Below are 16,578 nucleotides of genomic sequence, written 5' to 3' on the forward strand. Positions count from 1 at the left end.
CCGCGTTTCCCCGCCGGGGTTTCGCTACTTCAGTACGAGCGAGGTCCACGACTTGACCCACTGGTCACGGTTGGCGGCGATCTTGCCGGGGGCCATGGTCTCGGGGTGCTGGGCGGCAGGGCCGTACTTGGTGAAGTCGGCGGGTACGGCGGCGCCCTGGACCACCGGGTAGACGAACATGTTCAGCGGCATGTCCTCCTGGAACTCCTTGGAGACCAGGAAGTCGATGAACGCCTTGGCGCCCTTGGGGTTCTTCGCGTTGCCGAGCAGGCCGGCGAACTCGATCTGCCGGAAGCAGGTACCGTCCGCCACACCGGTCGGGGCGGCGCTGGGCCGCTTCTTGGCGTAGATCACCTCGGCGGGCGGGGAGGAGGCGTACGACACGACGAGCGGCCGGTCACCGCCCGCCTTCTTGCCCTCCGAGGAGCCCGAGAACTCCTGGTAGTACGCCTGCTCCCAGCCGTCGACCACCTTCACGCCGTTGGCCTTCAGCTTCTTCCAGTAGTCCTGCCAGCCCTGGTCGCCGAACCGTGCGGCGCTGCCGAGCAGGAAGCCGAGACCGGGCGAGGAGGTGGCGGCGTTCTCGGTGACGAGGAGGTTCTTGTACTCGGGCTTGACGAGGTCGGCGAAGGACTGCGGCGGGGTCAGCTTGTGCCGGGCGAAGTAGGCCTTGTCGTAGTTGACGCAGATGTCGCCGTAGTCGACGGGCGTGACCCGGTGCCTGGCCTTGTCGAGCTGGTACTGGGCTCCCACCGTGTCCAGGCCCTTGGCGGTGTACGGCTGGAAGAGGCCGTTGTCGAGGGCGCGGGAGAGCAGGGTGTTGTCGACGCCGAAGAAGACGTCGCCCTGCGGGTTGTCCTTGGTCAGGATCGCCTTGTTGACGGCCTGCCCGGCGTCGCCGTCCTTGAGGACCTTCACCGTGTACCCGGTCTTCTTCTCGAAGTCGGCGAGCACGTTCTTGGACACGGCCCACGAATCGTGGCTGACGAGAGTCACCGTCCTGGAGTCGGCGGCGGCGCTCTTCGAGCCCGTCGATCCGCACGCGGACAGGCCTATGAGTCCGAGGCCGACCGCGACGGCCACGAGGGTCTTGTTCTGCACTGGATGTCCTCCTGGGGTTGGCCAGGAAGAGACGCGGCCCCGCCCGGAGAACCCCGGGCAGGGCGCAACAGCTCGAGTGATGACCGAACTTCCTACCCAGAATGACCTGGGCGAGGTTCAGAGGGTCTGCGGCCCTGTCCGCCGCACTCTCAGCGCTGTGGCGCTCCCCTGTCGGAATATGAAGGTGTGATGGGACGGTGGCCAGATTACCGCTCGGTGGCCGCCAGCTGACCACAGGCCCCGTCGATCTCCTGTCCCCGGGTGTCCCGTATGGTGACCGGCACACCATGGGCGGCGATGGCCTCCACGAAGGCCTTCTCGTCCTCGGGCCGCGAGGCGGTCCACTTCGACCCCGGCGTCGGGTTCAGCGGAATGAGGTTGACGTGCACGGGCCTGCCCTTGAGCAGCCGCCCGAGCCGGTCCCCCCTCCATGCCTGGTCGTTGATGTCGCGGATGAGCGCGTACTCGATCGACAGCCGGCGCCCGCTCTTCTCGACGTACTCGAACCCGGCGTCCAGCACCTCGCGCACCTTCCAGCGCGTGTTGACGGGGACGAGGGTGTCGCGCAGCTCGTCGTCGGGGGCGTGCAGGGAGATCGCGAGCCGGCACTTGAAGCCCTCGTCGGCGAACCGGTGGATGGCCGGCACGGGCCCGACGGTGGACACGGTGATCCCGCGCTGCGAGAGTCCCAGCCCGTCCGGGGCGGGATCGGTGAGCGCCCGGATGGCGCCCACCACCCGCTTGTAGTTGGCGAGCGGCTCGCCCATGCCCATGAAGACGATGTTGGAGAGCCGGGCAGGACCGCCGGGAACCTCACCGTCCCGCAGCGCCCGCATCCCGTCCACGATCTGGTGGACGATCTCGGCGGTGGACAGATTCCGGTCCAGCCCCGCCTGCCCGGTCGCACAGAACGGACAGTTCATGCCACATCCGGCCTGTGAGCTGATGCACATGGTGACCCGGTCCGGGTACCGCATCAGCACGGACTCCACGAGGGTCCCGTCGAACAGCCGCCACAGCGTCTTGCGGGTGGTCCCCTCGTCCGTCGACAGATGCCGGACGACGGTCATCAGCCCCGGGAACAGTGCCTCGCGCAGCTTGTCGCGCGAGCCGGCGGGGATGTCCGTCCACTGCTCCGGGTCGTGCGCGTACCGCGCGAAGTAGTGCTGCGAGAGCTGCTTGGCACGGAACGGCTTCTCACCGATCTCGGCCACCGCGTCCTTGCGCTCCGCGGGCGTGAGATCGGCAAGATGCCGCGGCGGCTTCTTGGCTCCGCGCGGCGCGACGAAAGTGAGTTCTCCGGGCTTGGGCATGGTGGTACCAGTGTCGCAGATCCACTTGGGTGACCTGGGACTGTCGTCAGCTACGACTGTCGGTAGTGGTCGTCAGCGGTCGCCATCGAGCGGCCTCGGACGGCCCAGAGACGGCCCAGCCGACGGGGCTGCACGTCCCGGCTGAGCTGCCACTCGATCCCCTTACGCGAAGCAGACCGTCCTTGGCGATAAGCGCCGCCGCCACGAAGGCATCGAGGCGATCATCCGGGTGAGAGCGGATCTGGAACCACTCCACGTCGGGCCCGTGGGGACCTCGGCCGCCCCTTACCAACGCGGCCCACAAGGGTGGCTTCACCCTTTGCCTCAAGGGGCACACGGCCAGTGAGACCCACGGAGGTACCGAGATGAGCGCCGGAGAACGGGCCAAGGCAAAGGCCGAACAGATCATCGGAAAGACCGTGCGGACGGCGGCCCACGCGATGCACAAGGAAACCCTCGCGGCGAAAGGCGCCGCTCTCGAAGCACGAGGCAAGATGCGGGGCACGAAGGAACAGACCAAGGGCTCCTTCAAGCGCTGAGAGCGCTGCCGCAGGCTTGAACCCGTCCCAGGACCGGCTGAAGGCCCAGGGAGAGGGAGACAACCTCTTGCCTGGGCCTTCGGCGTTCAGAGCGGGCGGCAGGAATCGAACCCGCGTAGCTAGTTTGGAAGATCGCGTATGCGGGTGCTGCCTGAGCTGGCAAGACGCTGACCCGCGCGTTCCTGAGTGGGTTGCTGACGTTCCCCGTGGCTCACCATCTGATCGGGCACGTAGAGGGCACGTATGCCGTTCTCCCGCCCTCCCTGCTCGCCTGCGACTCCCCCCGTCGAAGCACTCTCCCGCAGTCGCACGACGCATATCGCTGGACAGCGAGGTTGAGCGGCTGGACCATCATGTCCATGATTCTTTTAGTGCCGACAGCACTACTGGTGTTGGGGTTCCTCGCCTTCGGCGTTCTTAGCGACAGACGTGCGCGACGCCGCGGGAGTACAAACCGAGACAGCCGCACCATGGAGGTTGATGCGCGGGAGGCCCGGCGCGATCTGCGCGCCTGGAAGCGCGGGGCCATGGGCAACAGCGGTGAAGATCTCTCCTGGATGAACCACCGCAGGTGATGAGGCGACCGCGGGGCTGCTGCGGTCACGTTGACGTACTAGGTGTTCTGTCAACTAGGGCGTGTTTCGAAAGTAGCGTCGTCCGCCCGGAGGGCGGGGTCCGCGGCGTCTGGTGCGGTGCATCGCAAGGCGGAGTGTCGTCCTCGTACCGGGCGTACGTGGACGATCCCGACAACGCGGCGAGGTGCCGTGCCAGGCGTCGCGGACCAGACGGGACTTTCGAAACACGCCCTAGAGGGCCTGTCCGACCATTCGCGTCGTTGCCCGAAGGGCGGCCGTGCGGCGTCAGGTGCGTGCTCCGGGCGTGCCGGCCCCAGCCCCTCGTACCGAACGCACTCGGGTCTGGGGCCGGTGCGGCGAGAGTGCTCGCCAGAGCCCCTTCCCCAGCGATCATCGTGCGCCCGACCTGGTCCCGCGCCAAGCGATTCGGGCTCGACCCTCGCGTCGCCTTCCGTCAACTGGGCCACCCTGTGCGGCGATGGCTACCGGGACGGCAATGCGCCGCCACACACGGATCGGTGACCCGGTGCCCCCCTGAGCGCCGTACGGGCCGAGGGTGGCCCGCCGTTCGATCGAGGATCCCGCGCTGCTGCGCGCGCTCCGCCTCCGTCGTGTTGATCAAAGCGCGTCCGACACCGACGCCTTCAACGCCTCCGTGCCGCAGCGCCACTGGGACGACCTGCTCATCCTCCTCGGCCGCAGTCCGGCCGATGGCTGAGGCTCCGGCGTAAGGGCCCGGGGGGGGCGCGACCGAGCCCCCTTGGCCCGTACTCCCGTCACAGACAGGGGACGTTGGCGTAGCCCGGGTAGAAATAGCGCCCGGCCGGGCCCGCGCTGTGGACGCAGCGGTCGAGGCTCGGGCTCTGGGGCTTCGGGCTGTCGGTGGCGGCGGTCGCGGTGGGAGCGATCAAAAGGGTCGCCCCCAGGATCATTGCCGCCACCGTCGCTTGCTTGCCCGGCATACGCCTCAGAAACGTCTTCATGGCCGCCCTCCTTCGGGCCGAGACGGAGCGCCGCGCGGTCCGCAGGGCGACAATTCGGCGCTCGTGGTTCCGAATATGGTTGTATGCCTCAGACGTGAGGTCAATACCCTTTATCGGAGCATTTGCCGCCTGCATAGCCTTTTGGCGCCCTTGTTCGCCGGTCACCGCCGGTTCTCCGGGCGTCGGCACGGGACGGTCGCCGTTGCTGCGCGCCGTGAAGTTCTTCCGGGGAACGGTCGGGTTTCCTGATCAAGCCTTGTCCGGTCCCCTGCCCTGGCGTAACCACGAGCCATGAACCTTTTCGGCCGCAACTCCTTCCAGCGGCGTGCACAGCCGTCCGCCGCTCCCATGGCGAGCGTCGCCCCCGGGGCCGGTGCCACCGCCGTTCTGCCCGACCCCGAGCTGGCGGATCTCACCGGCGAGTGGCTGATCGATCCCGCGCACAGCAGGATCGGGTTCTCCGTGCGGCACGCGATGGTGACGACGGTGCGGGGCGCGTTCACCGAGTACGAGAGCCGCCTCTACTTCGACGGGCGTGAGCCGACTCGCTCCCGCGCCGACATCGTGCTCTACACCGCCAGCGTCGACACCGGTGTCGAGCAGCGCGACGCGCACCTGATCGGTCGGCAGTTCCTGGACGCCGGGGCACATCCGCGGATGACCTTCACCAGCACCGCCGTACGACTCGTGGACACCGACGTCTACCGCATGACCGGCGACCTCACGATCAAGGACACCACCCGGCCCGTCGACCTGGACCTCACCTACATCGGCCACGTCACCGACGTGTTCGGGGACGAGCGCGTCGGCTTCGACGGCACCACGACGATCAACCGCTCGGACTGGGGGCTGAGCTACGACGCCCGGCTGGCCCAGGGCGGCGCCATGGTGAGCGAGAAGGTCCGCCTCCAGTTCGACATCGCGGCCATCCGGGCCACGTGAGGCCTTTCGGGCGGGCGACGGCCCGCAAAGGCAACGGCCCCGTCCTTCGCGTAGGACGGGGCCGTAAGCGCGTCGGCGCACATGGGCTCACGCCGACCCGACGAACACCACCAGCAGCAGCCAGACCACCGGCGCCGTGGGAAGCAGGGAGTCCAGGCGGTCCATGATGCCGCCGTGGCCCGGGAGCAGGGTGCCCATGTCCTTGATGCCCAGGTCGCGTTTGATCATGGACTCGCCGAGGTCGCCCAGAGTGGCGCTGGCCGCGACCGCGAGGCCCAGCAGCAGGCCCTGCCACCAGGTGCCGTGGTGGATCAGGAACTGCATGCACAGCGCGCCCGCGACCATCGCGAAGCTCACCGCGCCCACCAGACCCTCGCGGGTCTTGCCGGGGCTGATGCGCGGGGCCAGCTTGCGCTTGCCGAACCGCCAGCCGACCGCGTACGCGCCGGTGTCGCTGACGACCGTGAGAAGCAGGAACGTCAGCACGCGCCAGGGGCCGTCGTCCGCGGTCAGCATCATCGCGACGAACGTGGCCAGGAACGGCACGTAGAACGCCGCGAAGACGCCCGCCGTGACGTCCTTCAGATACCCCTCCGGCGGCTCGGTCATCCGCCAGACCAGGGTCGCGAGCGCCGTCAACGCCATGGCGACCCACGCGCCCTCGGCGCCGCTGACATACCCGGCGACCACCATCGCCGCACCGCCCACCGCGAGCGGCACCAGCGGCGCCTTGATCTCCCTGCGCTCGCGCAGCCTGCTGGTCAGCTCCCACAGGCCGACGACGACCGCGACCGCGATCACTCCGACGAACACGGCCTTGTAGACGAACAGCGAGGCGACGATCACCACCCCGAGCCCGACCCCGACCCCTATGGCCGCGCTCAGGTCACGGCCCGCGCTCTTCTTCTGCGGCGCTGGGGCCGGCTGGTGGGCGTCGGGCATGGGCTCCGGATTCTGGTTCTCGGCCGGGAGTGCCCGGGCCTGCGGGGACTCGGGTCGGAACTCGTCGCGGAATTCCTGGAACAAGGCGCCGCTCCGCCGAGCGGCCCCCAGGTCGCCGTCCTGGTCCGGTCCGTACGCGGGCTCGTCCGGCACGATGGGCATGGGGCGGGTGTGCTGCGCCTCAGGCGCATCGTACGCGGAACCCGCCGGGACGGCCCCCGGTACGGGCTGGGCCGGCCCACCCTCGGCGGGCCCCCAGTACCCGGCCTGGCCCGCCGCGGGCGGCACCCTCCAGGAAGAGTCGCTCATCAGACTTCGAGCAGCTCCGCTTCCTTGTGCTTGAGAAGCTCGTCCACCTGAGCGACGTACTTCGCCGTGGTGTCGTCCAGCTCCTTCTCCGCGCGGCGGCCCTCGTCCTCGCCGACCTCGCCGTCCTTGATCAGCTTGTCGATGGCGTCCTTGGCCTTGCGGCGCACGGAGCGGATCGAGACCTTCGCGTCCTCGCCCTTGCCCTTGGCGACCTTGATGTACTCGCGGCGACGCTCCTCGGTCAGCTCGGGGAACACCACCCGGATGATGTTGCCGTCGTTGCTGGGGTTGACGCCCAGGTCGGAGTCGCGGATCGCCTGCTCGATGTTGCGCAGCGCGCTCTTGTCGAACGGGGTCACGACCGCCATGCGCGGCTCCGGCACGGAGAACGAGGCCAGCTGGTTGATCGGCGTCGGGGCACCGTAGTAGTCGGCCACGATCTTGTTGAACATCGCCGGGTGCGCACGGCCGGTGCGGATCGCGGCGAAGTCCTCCTTGGCGACCACGACGGCCTTCTCCATCTTCTCCTCGGCCTCGAGGAGGGTCTCTTCGATCACCACTTGCTCCTGCGTGTCTTGAGTAAGGCCCGGCTGCTGTTCCTGATGTCGGGGCGGCGGCCGGCTGCGTCGCGTCTTCTTCCTGCACGGTTCCCGACCGGCAGGACATTGTCCATCCCCCGGCCGGGGTCGGGCCCCCTTGCAGGGCCGCACACCACCGGCCGGGTTGATCCCGGGTCAGTCCTGGCTGCCGTGTTCACCCACCAGCGTGCCGATCTTCTCACCCTTGACGGCACGGGCGATATTGCCCTCCGCGAGAAGCTCGAAGACGAGGATGGGGAGCTTGTTGTCGCGGCACAGCGTGATGGCGGTGGCGTCGGCGACCTTGAGGTCGCGGGTGATGACCTCGCCGTATCCGAGGGCGTCGAACTTGACGGCGTCGGGGTTGCTCTTGGGGTCGGAGTCGTAGACCCCGTCCACGCCGTTCTTGCCCATGAGCAGCGCCTCCGCGTCGATCTCCAGGGCGCGCTGGGCGGCGGTGGTGTCGGTGGAGAAGTAGGGCATGCCCATACCGGCGCCGAAGATGACCACGCGGCCCTTCTCCAGGTGCCGCACCGCGCGCAGCGGGATGTACGGCTCGGCGACCTGGCCCATGGTGATGGCGGTCTGCACCCGGCTGTCGATGCCCTCCTTCTCCAGGAAGTCCTGGAGGGCGAGGCAGTTCATGACCGTGCCGAGCATGCCCATGTAGTCGGAGCGGGCCCGGTCCATGCCGCGCTGCTGGAGTTCGGCACCGCGGAAGAAGTTGCCGCCGCCGATGACGACCGCGATCTGGGCGCCGTCCCGCACGACGGCCGCGATCTCCCGGGCGATCTTGTGCACCACGTCCGGGTCCACGCCCAGGCCCCCACCGCCGGAGAACGCCTCTCCGGACAGCTTCAGCAGAAACCGGCCGCGTACTTTGCCGTCGTCGCTCTTCTGGGCCTTGGTGGTCATGGGAGATCCCGCCTCTTTCACGTGTTGCACATACGAAGAAGGCCATTGCCGATGGGGTCGCTTTTCGCTCCCATGCGCGGCAATGGCCTCCTCGTCAGATCTGCTGCCGTCCGCCCCACGCCCGGGTGAGGCGGTGTGCGCGGACGACTGCTGTCGACCCTATCGGGATTTCTCCGCGGGTCGCGCGCCGATCCCGGTACGGACTCAGATGCCGACCTTGATGCGCGCGAAGCGCTTCAGGGTGACACCGGCCTCGTCCAGCACCTTCTGGACGGACTTCTTGTTGTCGAGCGCGTACGGCTGGCCGAGCAGCGTGGCGTCCTTGAAGAAGCCGTTGAGGCGACCCTCGACGATCTTGGTGATCGCGGCCTCGGGCTTGCCCTCGGCGCGGGTGGTCTCCTCGGCGATGCGGCGCTCGGACTCGACGACGTCAGCCGGCACGTCCTCCTTGGCGAGGTACTTCGGCGCGAAGGCGGCGATGTGCTGGGCGATGCCCTTGGCGACCTCGGCGTTCGGCTTGTCGAACTCGACCAGGACACCGATCTGCGGGGGCAGGTCGGGCATGGTGCGGTGCATGTAGGCGGTGACGTAGCCGTCGGAGAACTGCGCGAAACGGTCCAGGACGATCTTCTCGCCGAGGTTGGCGTTGGCCTCGTCCACGAACGCCTGGACGGTCTTGCCGGGCTCGATCTCGGAGGCGAGCAGGGCCTCGATGTCGGCCGGGTTCGTCTTGGCGACGTGCTCGGCGATGGCCTTGGCCACGGCCTGGAACTTGTCGCCCTTGGCGACGAAGTCCGTCTCGCACTTCAGCTCGACCAGGACACCGGAGGAGTTGTCGTCGGCGATGATGGAGACCACGGCGCCGTTCTCGGCGGAGCGGCCCTCACGCTTGGCGACGCCCTTCTGGCCCTTGATGCGCAGCGCCTCGACGGCCTTGTCGACGTTGCCCTCGGCCTCGTCCAGCGCCTTCTTGCAGTCCATCATGCCGGCGCCGGTCAGCTCACGGAGCTTCTTGACGTCGGCGGCGGTGTAGTTCGCCATGAGTCTGTGAGTCTTTCTCGAAGTCTGGAAGATCTTCAGATCCGCACGGTTGCGTTCCACATGTAGTCGCGGAACGCGTACGTCGTGCCGACCTACGGGTGAACAGCGGGGGCGGACTTCACCGCGCCGGAGGCGCCGTGACGCAGCACCGCCCCCGCCGTCGAACGCTGACGGACCGGCGTCAGGCCTGCTCGCCCTCGGCGGCCGGAGCCTCGGCGGCCGGAGCCTCGGCAGCCGGAGCCTCGGCAGCCGGAGCCTCGGCGGCGGCCTCGGCCGGCTTCTCCGCCTCGTCGGCCTTCTTCTCACCCTCGAGCAGGTCGCGCTCCCACTCGGCGAGCGGCTCGCCCGCGGCCTTCTCGCCCTTCTCACCGGCGGCCACGCCGGAACGGGCGATGAGGCCCTCGGCGACGGCGTCGGCGATCACACGGGTGAGCAGGGTGACGGAGCGGATCGCGTCGTCGTTGCCCGGGATCTTGTAGTCGACCTCGTCGGGGTCGCAGTTGGTGTCGAGGATCGCGACGACCGGAATGTTCAGCTTCCGGGCCTCACCGACGGCGATGTGCTCCTTCTTGGTGTCCACGATCCAGACGGCGCTCGGCACCTTCTGCATCTCGCGGATACCACCGAGGGTCTTCTCCAGCTTGGCCTTCTCGCGGGAGAGGACCAGCAGCTCCTTCTTGGTCAGACCGGAGGACGCGACGTCCTCGAAGTCGATCTGCTCCAGCTCCTTCAGGCGCTGCAGACGCTTGTAGACGGTCGAGAAGTTGGTGAGCATGCCGCCCAGCCAGCGCTGGTTGACGTAGGGCATGCCGACGCGGGTGGCCTGCTCGGCGATGGCCTCCTGCGCCTGCTTCTTGGTGCCGACGAACATGACCGTGCCACCGTGGGCCACGGTCTCCTTGACGAACTCGTAGGCGCGGTCGATGTACGACAGCGACTGGAGCAGGTCGATGATGTAGATGCCGTTGCGCTCGGTGAAGATGAAGCGCTTCATCTTCGGGTTCCAGCGACGGGTCTGGTGACCGAAGTGGACGCCGCTCTCCAGCAGCTCCCGCATCGTGACGACGGCCATGGCCGTTTCTCCTTGAGTTTCTCGGTTGTGCCGCGGATGCCGGACGGCTTCCGCGCCTGACGCCCGTGTGCGCCGTGCCGCTGAGGACCGAGAGGCGCTGACACCGGCCGGTGAGGGCCTGTGTCGGGGCGTGCGAAGTCGACCCGGTGACCCGGATCGCCACAAGAAGTGTACGGGACCGCCGGGGCGCCGGGTGACGCCGCTGTCCACAACCAGCGAGTTGTCCACAGTCCCCGGCCGTGATCGGCGAGGTGCGGGACGGTGGTCGCATGCGAGAAGCGATGCGAATCGTGTGCCTGTGGGCGTCCCTGTGGGCGCTCGTACTGTTCGGCCGGCCGGCGGCCCTGCTCACCGCTCCGGCCTGGGCGGACTCCCCGCCTCCGGCCCCCGCGCCGCCGCCTGCCGCCCCGGTCCCGGCCGTCGCTCGCGGCTGGCCGGTGGGCGTGCGCCCCTCGGTGTCACGCGGCTGGGAGCCACCCGCGACGCCGTACGGCCCCGGCCACCGTGGCGTGGACCTGTCGGCACCGGCCGGCTCCCCGGTACGGGCGGTCGCCCCGGGCCGGGTGTCCTTCGTGGGCCGGGTGGCCGGGCTCGGGGTCGTCTCGGTCGACCTGACGGGCACGGATCTGCGGACGACGTACGAACCGGTGACCGCGTCGGTCCACGAGGGAGACGAGGTGAGCGCCGGCGAGGTGGTGGGCACGGTGCAACCGTCGGGCTCCCACTGCCCCACCACGTGCGTCCACTGGGGGCTGTTGCGGGGGAAGATCTACCTGAACCCGCTGTCCCTGCTCCCGCCCTGGCTCCTGCACGGGCCACCGCCGAGACTGCTGCCGGTGCTCGGGGTGCCGGAGCCGCGGCCCCGTGAGCCTCAGCCCTTCACGCCCCGCAGTGCCATGGCCACCGCCGCGTCCGTCACCGCGGCAGGATCCTCGGCGGCCCCCAGCTCGATGCGCCGCACCGCCGCGTCCACGATCCCCTGAAGCAGCATCGCCGCCAGCCGGGGCTGCTCGTGTCCCATCTCCGCGAGCGCCTCGGCGATCATCGCGACGAGACCCCCGTGCGCCGCCCGGATCTTCTCCCGCGCCCCGGCGTCCAGCTCGCTCGCCGAGATGGCGACGACCGCCCGGTGCCGCCGGTCCCCGACCAGCGCCAGCTGCTGCCGTACGTACGCCTCGACCTTCCCCTCGGCGGTGTCGGCCCGCTCCATCGCGGCGGCCACCTCCGCCGCCCACACCGGGAAGTCGACCGCGCACAGCTCCTCGACCACGGCGGCCCGCGACCGGAAGTACTCGTACACGGACGATCGCGCCAGCCCCGTCCGCTCGGCCAGCGCGGGGAACGTCAGCGCTTCGGTCCCGCCTTCGGACAGCAGTGAACGAGCCGCGTCCAGCAGGGCGGCTCGCTGCATCGACCGGTGCTCGGCCACGGAGGCCGCTCGAATCCTTGGCACGTCAACCACTTTACGGATGCCCCCACCCGAGCGGGAGCCATGTGCCCGCGTGCCGCCGGCCTCAGCGCCCGAAGCTCGCCAGCTTCGCTCTCAGCTGCAGCACCGACTTGGTGTGGATCTGGCTGACCCGGCTCTCCGTGACGCCGAGGACGTTGCCGATCTCGGCGAGGGTGAGTCCCTCGTAGTAGTACAGCGTGACCACGGTCTTCTCCCGCTCGGGCAGCGTGTTGATCGCTCGCGCCAGGAAGCGGCGCAGCTCCCGGTCCTCGGCGACCTCCACCGGGTTGTCCGCGGCGGTGTCCTCCAGCGTGTCCATGAGGCTCAGCCGGTCGCCGCCCTCGCTGCCGACGTGCAGCAGCTCCTCCAGGGCGACCACATTGGCCAGCGACAACTGGCTGAAAACCGCGTGCAGTTCCTCGACCTCCATGTCCAGCTCGGCGGCGACCTCGTACTCGGTCGGGGTGCGCCGAAGCCGCGCTTCCAGCGTGGCGTAGGCCCGCTCCACGTTCCGCGCCTTCTGTCGCACCGACCGCGGGATCCAGTCCAGCGCCCGCAGCTCGTCGATCATCGCGCCCCGGATCCGGGTGATCGCGTACGTCTCGAACTTGATCTCCCGGTCGATGTCGAACTTCTCGATCGCGTCGATCAGCCCGAAGACACCGGAGGAGACGAAGTCGGCCTGCTCCACGTTGGGCGGCAGACCGACGCTCACCCGCCCCGCGACGTATTTGACGAGCGGCGAGTAGTGCAGGATCAGTTGCTCCCGCAGCCGGTCGTCCCCCGTCGCCTTGTACGACCGCCACAGTTCGTCGAGCGTCGAGGGAGCGGGCGGCCGCACGCTGCCACCGTCGCGGGCGGCTGGGGGGATCGCCGCCCGGTCGGACCCGGAGGTGTGCTGGGGCATTCGTCGCCTTGTGCCGTTCTGCCGTGAAGTGCTGTGAAGTGAGAGCGGATGGGGTTCGTGGGCTGGTGTGTGGGTGATGTGGGCCGGCTGGGTGAGCTGTCGGTCTGGTGTCGAGTTGGCGCGTTCTGTGTCGGCGCCCTCGTGAGCGTAGCGTGACTGAGGTGTCGCGGTGTGCGAACAATGCGGCACCACCCGTGCGCGGGGCGCTCCGGGCCGCCCCACGCACGGGTCGCGCGGCTCGCTCTGTGTGACCGGCCGGAGCGCCAACTCCGGGAAACCTCAAGGGCGTCGGGCGTTCCCTCGGACGGCCGAACACGCTCGGTCAACACGGCCCGCGGCCGGTGCGGACCGACATCACCGCCTGGCGTGTCAACTTCCAGCCATCGCCATGTCGTTCGACGTAACCAAGTGCTCGGAGTTCGTACAGTCTCGCGATCGCCTCGTCGCGGGCGGCCGGCGTGCCGAGCGCGATCTCCTCGACGCCGGCCGCGCGGTCGCCGGGGAGTGCGGCGAGGACGGCCCGTGCGCCGGGTTCCAGCAGGTCGCGCGGGAGCACGGGGCCGCGCCGGGGCGGGGCCAGCTCACCCATGTCGCCCACGAGCTCGACGACGTCTGCGGCATCCGTGACCAGGGTGGCCTCGCCGCGGAGCAGTTCGTGCACACCGGCGGACAGGGCGCTGGTGACGGGCCCCGGCACGCCCATGGTGAACCGTCCGAGGCGCTGCGCGGCGCGTGCGGTGGCCAGCGAGCCGCTGCGGCAGGCGGCCTCCACGACGACCGTGCCCCGGGTCAGGGCGGCGATGACGCGGTTGCGGAGGATGAACCGGCTGGGCGTCGGATGGTCGCCCGGGGGCAACTCGCCCACCACCAGGCCCTGTTCCGCGATCCGGTCGATCAGGGCGGCATGGCCGCGCGGGTACGGCCGGTCGACGCCGCAGGCCAGAACGGCGACGGTGGCTCCGCGGGCGGCGAGGGCGCCCCGATGGGCGGCGCCGTCGATGCCGTACGCCCCGCCCGACACGACGACCCAGCCGCGCTCGGCGAGCCCTGAGGCCAGGGTGGCGGCGGCATGGGTGCCGTACTCGGTGCAGGCCCGCGCGCCGACCACGGCCACCGACCGGAGCGCCCATATCCGCAGGCTGGGCCGGCCGCGCACCCACAGCCCGAGCGGCCGGGCGTCACCGAGGTCGTCGAGCTGCCCGGGCCACTCGGTGTCGCCGGGCCCCACGAACCGGGCACCGGCCGCAGCCGCGACGGCGAGATCCTGCTCGGGCTCGGCCCGCCGGGCCCGAGCGACCAGCCCGGCCCACCGTGCGTCGCCCACCCCGGGCAGCACCGGTCCCCCGGCCCGCAGTCGCCGCACCACCTCGTCGACCCCGAACTCCCGGACCCACCGCCCCGCGGCCTCGTCCCCCGGCTCGACCACCCGGCACAGATGGACCCGCCCGAGCAGTTCGGCGCTCACGCGCGCGCCCCGAGGGCCATGGGCACCCCGCGCGGCACGCCGGTCCGCAGTTGGAGGGCCAGCGCGACGTCCGTGGCGTCCGGCCGGTCGTGTCCGACGAGGTCGGCGACCGTCCAGGCCACGCGCAGCACCCGGTCGATGCCTCGGGCGGTGAGCACGCCCCGCTCGAGGCTGCGCTCGGCCTCGTCCATCGCGCCGGGGACGGCGTGGTACCGACTCCGCAGTTCCCGGCCGGGCACGTCGCTGTTGGTGCGCCAAGGGGTGCCGGCCAGCCGGGCCGCCGCCCGCTCGCGGGCCTGCCGTACCCGCTCGGCCACGGTCGCCGTGGACTCACCCCGGGCGCTGGGGTCGGCGAGCTGGGCCCGGGTGACCGGGTCGACCTCGACGCGCAGGTCCACCCGGTCCAGCAGTGGACCGGAGAGGCGGGCCTGGTAGCGGCGGATCAACGACGGCGGGCACTCGCACAGGCAGTCGCGTTGCGAGAAGCGTCCGCAGGGGCAGGGATTGGCCGCCAGCACCATGAGGAAGCGTGCCGGGAACCGGACGACGCCCGCGCTGCGCGCGATCACGACGTGCCCCGACTCCAGCGGCTGCCGCAGGGCGTCCAGGGTCTGGCTGTGGAACTCGGGCGCCTCGTCCAGGAACAGCACGCCGCGATGGGCGAGGGAGACCGCTCCGGGCCGTGCGATGCCGGGGCCTCCGCCGACCAGTGACTGCATCGTGGCCGAATGATGAGGGGCGCAGTAGGGGGCCACGTCGATGAGCGGCTTGCCCGGCGGAAGCAGGCCGGCCACCGAGTGCACCGCGGTGACCTCCAGCGATTCCTCCCTGGTGAGCCGAGGAAGGACGGCGGGCAGCCGCTCGGCGAGCATGGTCTTGCCGGCGCCGGGCGGCCCCTCCAGCAGGAGGTGGTGTCCTCCGGCGGCGGCCACCTCCACGGCCGTACGGGCGGAGTTCTGGCCCACGACATCCGCAAGGTCGTGATCGGGCTCGTGGTGTGCGCCGCCGACGCTGTGCATGCCGGTGGCCGCGCCGGTGCCCGGCACGCGCAGGCCGGCCAGAAGGGGGTCGGGACGGCCCTGCTCGTCCGGTTCCTCCTCCGGGACGGGCTCCTCGGTGAGGACCGCGACGAGTTGCCGCAGGCTCCGGACGCCGAGCACCGAGACGCCAGGGACCAGGGAGGCCTCGGCGGCGGCGCACTCGGGTACGACGACCTGCTCGTAGCCGGCGTCGGCGGCGGCGAGGACGGCCGGCAGGATGCCGCGGACCGGCCGGACCCGGCCGTCCAGGCCCAGCTCCCCGATCATGACGATGTCCGCGAGGACACGCGGATCGATCCGTTCGGCTGCTCCGAGCACCGCGCAGGCGACGGCGAGGTCGAAGCCGGAACCGGCTTTGGGCACCGACGCCGGGCTGAGACCGACCGTGAGCTTCTTCTGCGGCCATTCGCCGCCCGAGTTCACCACCGCCGCCCGTACCCGGTCGCGGCTCTCTGTCAGGCTCTTGTCCGGGAGGCCCACCAGGGTGAAGGCGGCGACGCCGGGTTCCAGGCCGGCCTGGACCTCCACGACGACGCCCTCCACGCCGACCAGGGCGACCGAGCAGGTGCGGGCGAAGCCCATGTCAGGCCACCCCTCGCGCGTGCTCGACGGACGGGGCGCCCCGGCGGGGCAGCAGCACGCCGATCACGTCGACGCGGACGCCGCCCGGTGGAGCGCCTCCATGGGCGTGGACCCAGTGCTCGGCCAGTTCCCGCAGCCTGGCGGCCTTCTCGGGGGTCACGGCGGCCATCGGATGTTCGTACTCGCCGCCCGTGCGGGTCTTCACCTCGCAGATGACCAGCGTGTCCCCGTCACGGGCCACGATGTCGATCTCGCCGGACCGGCCGCAGCGCCAGTTGCGCTCAAGGATCGTCATCCCGGCCTCGGCGAGCCTCCGGGCGGCCAGGTCCTCGCCGTACCTGCCCAGTGCCACTCGTGCGTTCATGTCGGCACCACCTCCGGCGCCAACGGTCACGCATCCGCCCGACACGTGTTGATCTTGGTGAGTTACTCAGCGGTTGTGGACAACCTTGTCACCCGCACGAGCCACAGCAGCCTCCGCTCACCCGCCCGGAAGCTCGAGATCACTCTTGTTCAGCTCCTCGATGTTCACGTCCTTGAACGTGAGCACCCTGACCTGCTTCACGAAGCGGGCCGGCCGGTACATGTCCCACACCCAGGCATCCGCCATCGACACCTCGAAGAACACCTCACCCTGCACCGAGTGCACCTGCATCTCGTAGTCGTTGGTGAGGTAGAAACGCCGCTCGGTCTCGATCACGTATTTGAACAGACCGACGACATCTCGGTACTCCCGGTAGAGCTTCAGCTCCATCTCGGTCTCGTACTTCTCGAGGTCCTCGGCGCTCATGGCATGTTCCCCTTCAGCCGTGCGATCCCCCCCA

18 protein-coding genes are annotated in these 16,578 nt (G+C 70.0%); 4 read left to right on the forward strand and 14 right to left on the reverse strand.

Translation table 11 applies throughout. The features are described from left to right. Nucleotides 1–24 precede the first annotated feature (24 nt). Nucleotides 25–1,101 (reverse strand): thiamine ABC transporter substrate-binding protein, encoded by a 1,077-nt coding sequence (locus AC5WRT_RS05005; protein ID WP_496096259.1) that lies wholly within the window; start codon nucleotides 1,099–1,101, stop codon nucleotides 25–27. A gap of 206 nt (nucleotides 1,102–1,307) precedes the next feature. Beyond that, on the reverse strand, nucleotides 1,308–2,414 hold the full coding sequence (gene rlmN, locus AC5WRT_RS05010) for a dual-specificity RNA methyltransferase RlmN (protein WP_496099966.1): 1,107 nt from the start codon (nucleotides 2,412–2,414) through the stop codon (nucleotides 1,308–1,310). 365 nt (nucleotides 2,415–2,779) lie between these two features. Here rlmN and AC5WRT_RS05015 point away from each other — a divergent pair, with 365 nt between their 5' ends. After that, nucleotides 2,780–2,953 carry a hypothetical protein gene (locus AC5WRT_RS05015; RefSeq protein ID WP_496096257.1) on the forward strand — a complete coding sequence of 58 codons (174 nt, stop codon included), beginning with the start codon at nucleotides 2,780–2,782 and terminating at the stop codon, nucleotides 2,951–2,953. A 1,131-nt stretch (nucleotides 2,954–4,084) separates the two neighbouring features. Next, nucleotides 4,085–4,246 carry a hypothetical protein gene (locus AC5WRT_RS05020; RefSeq protein ID WP_496096895.1) on the forward strand — a complete coding sequence of 54 codons (162 nt, stop codon included), beginning with the start codon at nucleotides 4,085–4,087 and terminating at the stop codon, nucleotides 4,244–4,246. Between the two features lie 58 nt (nucleotides 4,247–4,304). Here AC5WRT_RS05020 and AC5WRT_RS05025 read toward each other — a convergent pair whose 3' ends face one another. Next, nucleotides 4,305–4,511 carry a hypothetical protein gene (locus AC5WRT_RS05025; protein ID WP_496096896.1) on the reverse strand — a complete coding sequence of 69 codons (207 nt, stop codon included), beginning with the start codon at nucleotides 4,509–4,511 and terminating at the stop codon, nucleotides 4,305–4,307. A 291-nt stretch (nucleotides 4,512–4,802) separates the two neighbouring features. On the opposite strand from AC5WRT_RS05025, the gene AC5WRT_RS05030 reads away from it, so the two are divergent. Next, nucleotides 4,803–5,453, forward strand: a complete 651-nt coding sequence (locus tag AC5WRT_RS05030) for a YceI family protein (protein ID WP_496096897.1) — start codon at nucleotides 4,803–4,805, stop codon at nucleotides 5,451–5,453. Nucleotides 5,454–5,540: 87 nt separating this feature from the next. On the opposite strand, the gene AC5WRT_RS05035 is transcribed toward AC5WRT_RS05030, so the two are convergent. The 5 genes from AC5WRT_RS05035 to rpsB form a co-directional block, all read right to left on the reverse strand. Next, nucleotides 5,541–6,704 (reverse strand): phosphatidate cytidylyltransferase, encoded by a 1,164-nt coding sequence (locus AC5WRT_RS05035; RefSeq protein ID WP_496096898.1) that lies wholly within the window; start codon nucleotides 6,702–6,704, stop codon nucleotides 5,541–5,543. Then, a complete protein-coding gene (frr, locus tag AC5WRT_RS05040; RefSeq protein WP_014675285.1) occupies nucleotides 6,704–7,261 on the reverse strand; it encodes a ribosome recycling factor in 558 nt (185 codons plus the stop codon). The genes AC5WRT_RS05035 and frr overlap by 1 nt, the downstream gene beginning before the upstream one ends. A 177-nt stretch (nucleotides 7,262–7,438) precedes the next feature. After that, complete coding sequence (gene pyrH / locus AC5WRT_RS05045; protein ID WP_496096899.1) at nucleotides 7,439–8,197, reverse strand: UMP kinase; 759 nt, start codon at nucleotides 8,195–8,197, stop codon at nucleotides 7,439–7,441. Nucleotides 8,198–8,401: 204 nt separating this feature from the next. After that, nucleotides 8,402–9,238: a translation elongation factor Ts gene (tsf, locus tag AC5WRT_RS05050; RefSeq protein WP_496096900.1), complete on the reverse strand. Its 837-nt coding sequence runs from the start codon at nucleotides 9,236–9,238 to the stop codon at nucleotides 8,402–8,404. A 181-nt stretch (nucleotides 9,239–9,419) separates the two neighbouring features. Next, on the reverse strand, nucleotides 9,420–10,310 hold the full coding sequence (rpsB, locus tag AC5WRT_RS05055) for a 30S ribosomal protein S2 (protein WP_496099967.1): 891 nt from the start codon (nucleotides 10,308–10,310) through the stop codon (nucleotides 9,420–9,422). 281 nt (nucleotides 10,311–10,591) lie between these two features. Here rpsB and AC5WRT_RS05060 point away from each other — a divergent pair, with 281 nt between their 5' ends. Further along, on the forward strand, nucleotides 10,592–11,293 hold the full coding sequence (locus tag AC5WRT_RS05060; protein ID WP_496096960.1) for a murein hydrolase activator EnvC family protein: 702 nt from the start codon (nucleotides 10,592–10,594) through the stop codon (nucleotides 11,291–11,293). Here the strand turns inward: AC5WRT_RS05060 and AC5WRT_RS05065 are convergent. From AC5WRT_RS05065 to AC5WRT_RS05090, 6 genes are all read right to left on the reverse strand, one after another. Continuing rightward, on the reverse strand, nucleotides 11,182–11,739 hold the full coding sequence (locus AC5WRT_RS05065) for a TetR/AcrR family transcriptional regulator (RefSeq protein ID WP_496096961.1): 558 nt from the start codon (nucleotides 11,737–11,739) through the stop codon (nucleotides 11,182–11,184). The genes AC5WRT_RS05060 and AC5WRT_RS05065 overlap by 112 nt on opposite strands. Before the next feature lie 85 nt (nucleotides 11,740–11,824). Further along, nucleotides 11,825–12,667 carry an RNA polymerase sigma factor WhiG gene (gene whiG, locus AC5WRT_RS05070; RefSeq protein WP_496096902.1) on the reverse strand — a complete coding sequence of 281 codons (843 nt, stop codon included), beginning with the start codon at nucleotides 12,665–12,667 and terminating at the stop codon, nucleotides 11,825–11,827. Nucleotides 12,668–12,989: 322 nt separating this feature from the next. After that, nucleotides 12,990–14,132 (reverse strand): DNA-processing protein DprA, encoded by a 1,143-nt coding sequence (gene dprA / locus AC5WRT_RS05075; RefSeq protein ID WP_496096903.1) that lies wholly within the window; start codon nucleotides 14,130–14,132, stop codon nucleotides 12,990–12,992. Beyond that, nucleotides 14,129–15,754 carry a YifB family Mg chelatase-like AAA ATPase gene (locus AC5WRT_RS05080; RefSeq protein ID WP_496096904.1) on the reverse strand — a complete coding sequence of 542 codons (1,626 nt, stop codon included), beginning with the start codon at nucleotides 15,752–15,754 and terminating at the stop codon, nucleotides 14,129–14,131. The genes dprA and AC5WRT_RS05080 overlap by 4 nt, the downstream gene beginning before the upstream one ends. Before the next feature lies 1 nt (nucleotide 15,755). Continuing rightward, nucleotides 15,756–16,118 carry a YraN family protein gene (locus tag AC5WRT_RS05085; protein ID WP_496096905.1) on the reverse strand — a complete coding sequence of 121 codons (363 nt, stop codon included), beginning with the start codon at nucleotides 16,116–16,118 and terminating at the stop codon, nucleotides 15,756–15,758. Nucleotides 16,119–16,235: 117 nt separating this feature from the next. After that, a complete protein-coding gene (locus AC5WRT_RS05090) occupies nucleotides 16,236–16,544 on the reverse strand; it encodes a DUF2469 domain-containing protein (RefSeq protein WP_003965949.1) in 309 nt (102 codons plus the stop codon). Between the last annotated feature and the right edge of the window lie 34 nt (nucleotides 16,545–16,578).

Source organism: Streptomyces sp. NTD91 (assembly GCF_059510455.1).

Excerpts from the sequence above, each read along its gene's own strand:
- AC5WRT_RS05090 (WP_003965949.1), bottom strand. The coding sequence starts at position 16,544 with ATGAGCGCCGAGGACCTCGAGAAGTACGAGACCGAGATGGAGCTGAAG.
- AC5WRT_RS05025 (WP_496096896.1), bottom strand. The coding sequence starts at position 4,511 with ATGAAGACGTTTCTGAGGCGTATGCCGGGCAAGCAAGCGACGGTGGCG.
- tsf (WP_496096900.1), bottom strand. The coding sequence starts at position 9,238 with ATGGCGAACTACACCGCCGCCGACGTCAAGAAGCTCCGTGAGCTGACC.
- AC5WRT_RS05060 (WP_496096960.1), top strand. The coding sequence starts at position 10,592 with ATGCGAATCGTGTGCCTGTGGGCGTCCCTGTGGGCGCTCGTACTGTTC.
- AC5WRT_RS05015 (WP_496096257.1), top strand. The coding sequence starts at position 2,780 with ATGAGCGCCGGAGAACGGGCCAAGGCAAAGGCCGAACAGATCATCGGA.
- AC5WRT_RS05085 (WP_496096905.1), bottom strand. The coding sequence starts at position 16,118 with ATGAACGCACGAGTGGCACTGGGCAGGTACGGCGAGGACCTGGCCGCC.
- AC5WRT_RS05035 (WP_496096898.1), bottom strand. The coding sequence starts at position 6,704 with ATGAGCGACTCTTCCTGGAGGGTGCCGCCCGCGGCGGGCCAGGCCGGG.
- rlmN (WP_496099966.1), bottom strand. The coding sequence starts at position 2,414 with ATGCCCAAGCCCGGAGAACTCACTTTCGTCGCGCCGCGCGGAGCCAAG.
- AC5WRT_RS05030 (WP_496096897.1), top strand. The coding sequence starts at position 4,803 with ATGAACCTTTTCGGCCGCAACTCCTTCCAGCGGCGTGCACAGCCGTCC.
- AC5WRT_RS05080 (WP_496096904.1), bottom strand. The coding sequence starts at position 15,754 with ATGGGCTTCGCCCGCACCTGCTCGGTCGCCCTGGTCGGCGTGGAGGGC.
- rpsB (WP_496099967.1), bottom strand. The coding sequence starts at position 10,310 with ATGGCCGTCGTCACGATGCGGGAGCTGCTGGAGAGCGGCGTCCACTTC.
- whiG (WP_496096902.1), bottom strand. The coding sequence starts at position 12,667 with ATGCCCCAGCACACCTCCGGGTCCGACCGGGCGGCGATCCCCCCAGCC.
- pyrH (WP_496096899.1), bottom strand. The coding sequence starts at position 8,197 with ATGACCACCAAGGCCCAGAAGAGCGACGACGGCAAAGTACGCGGCCGG.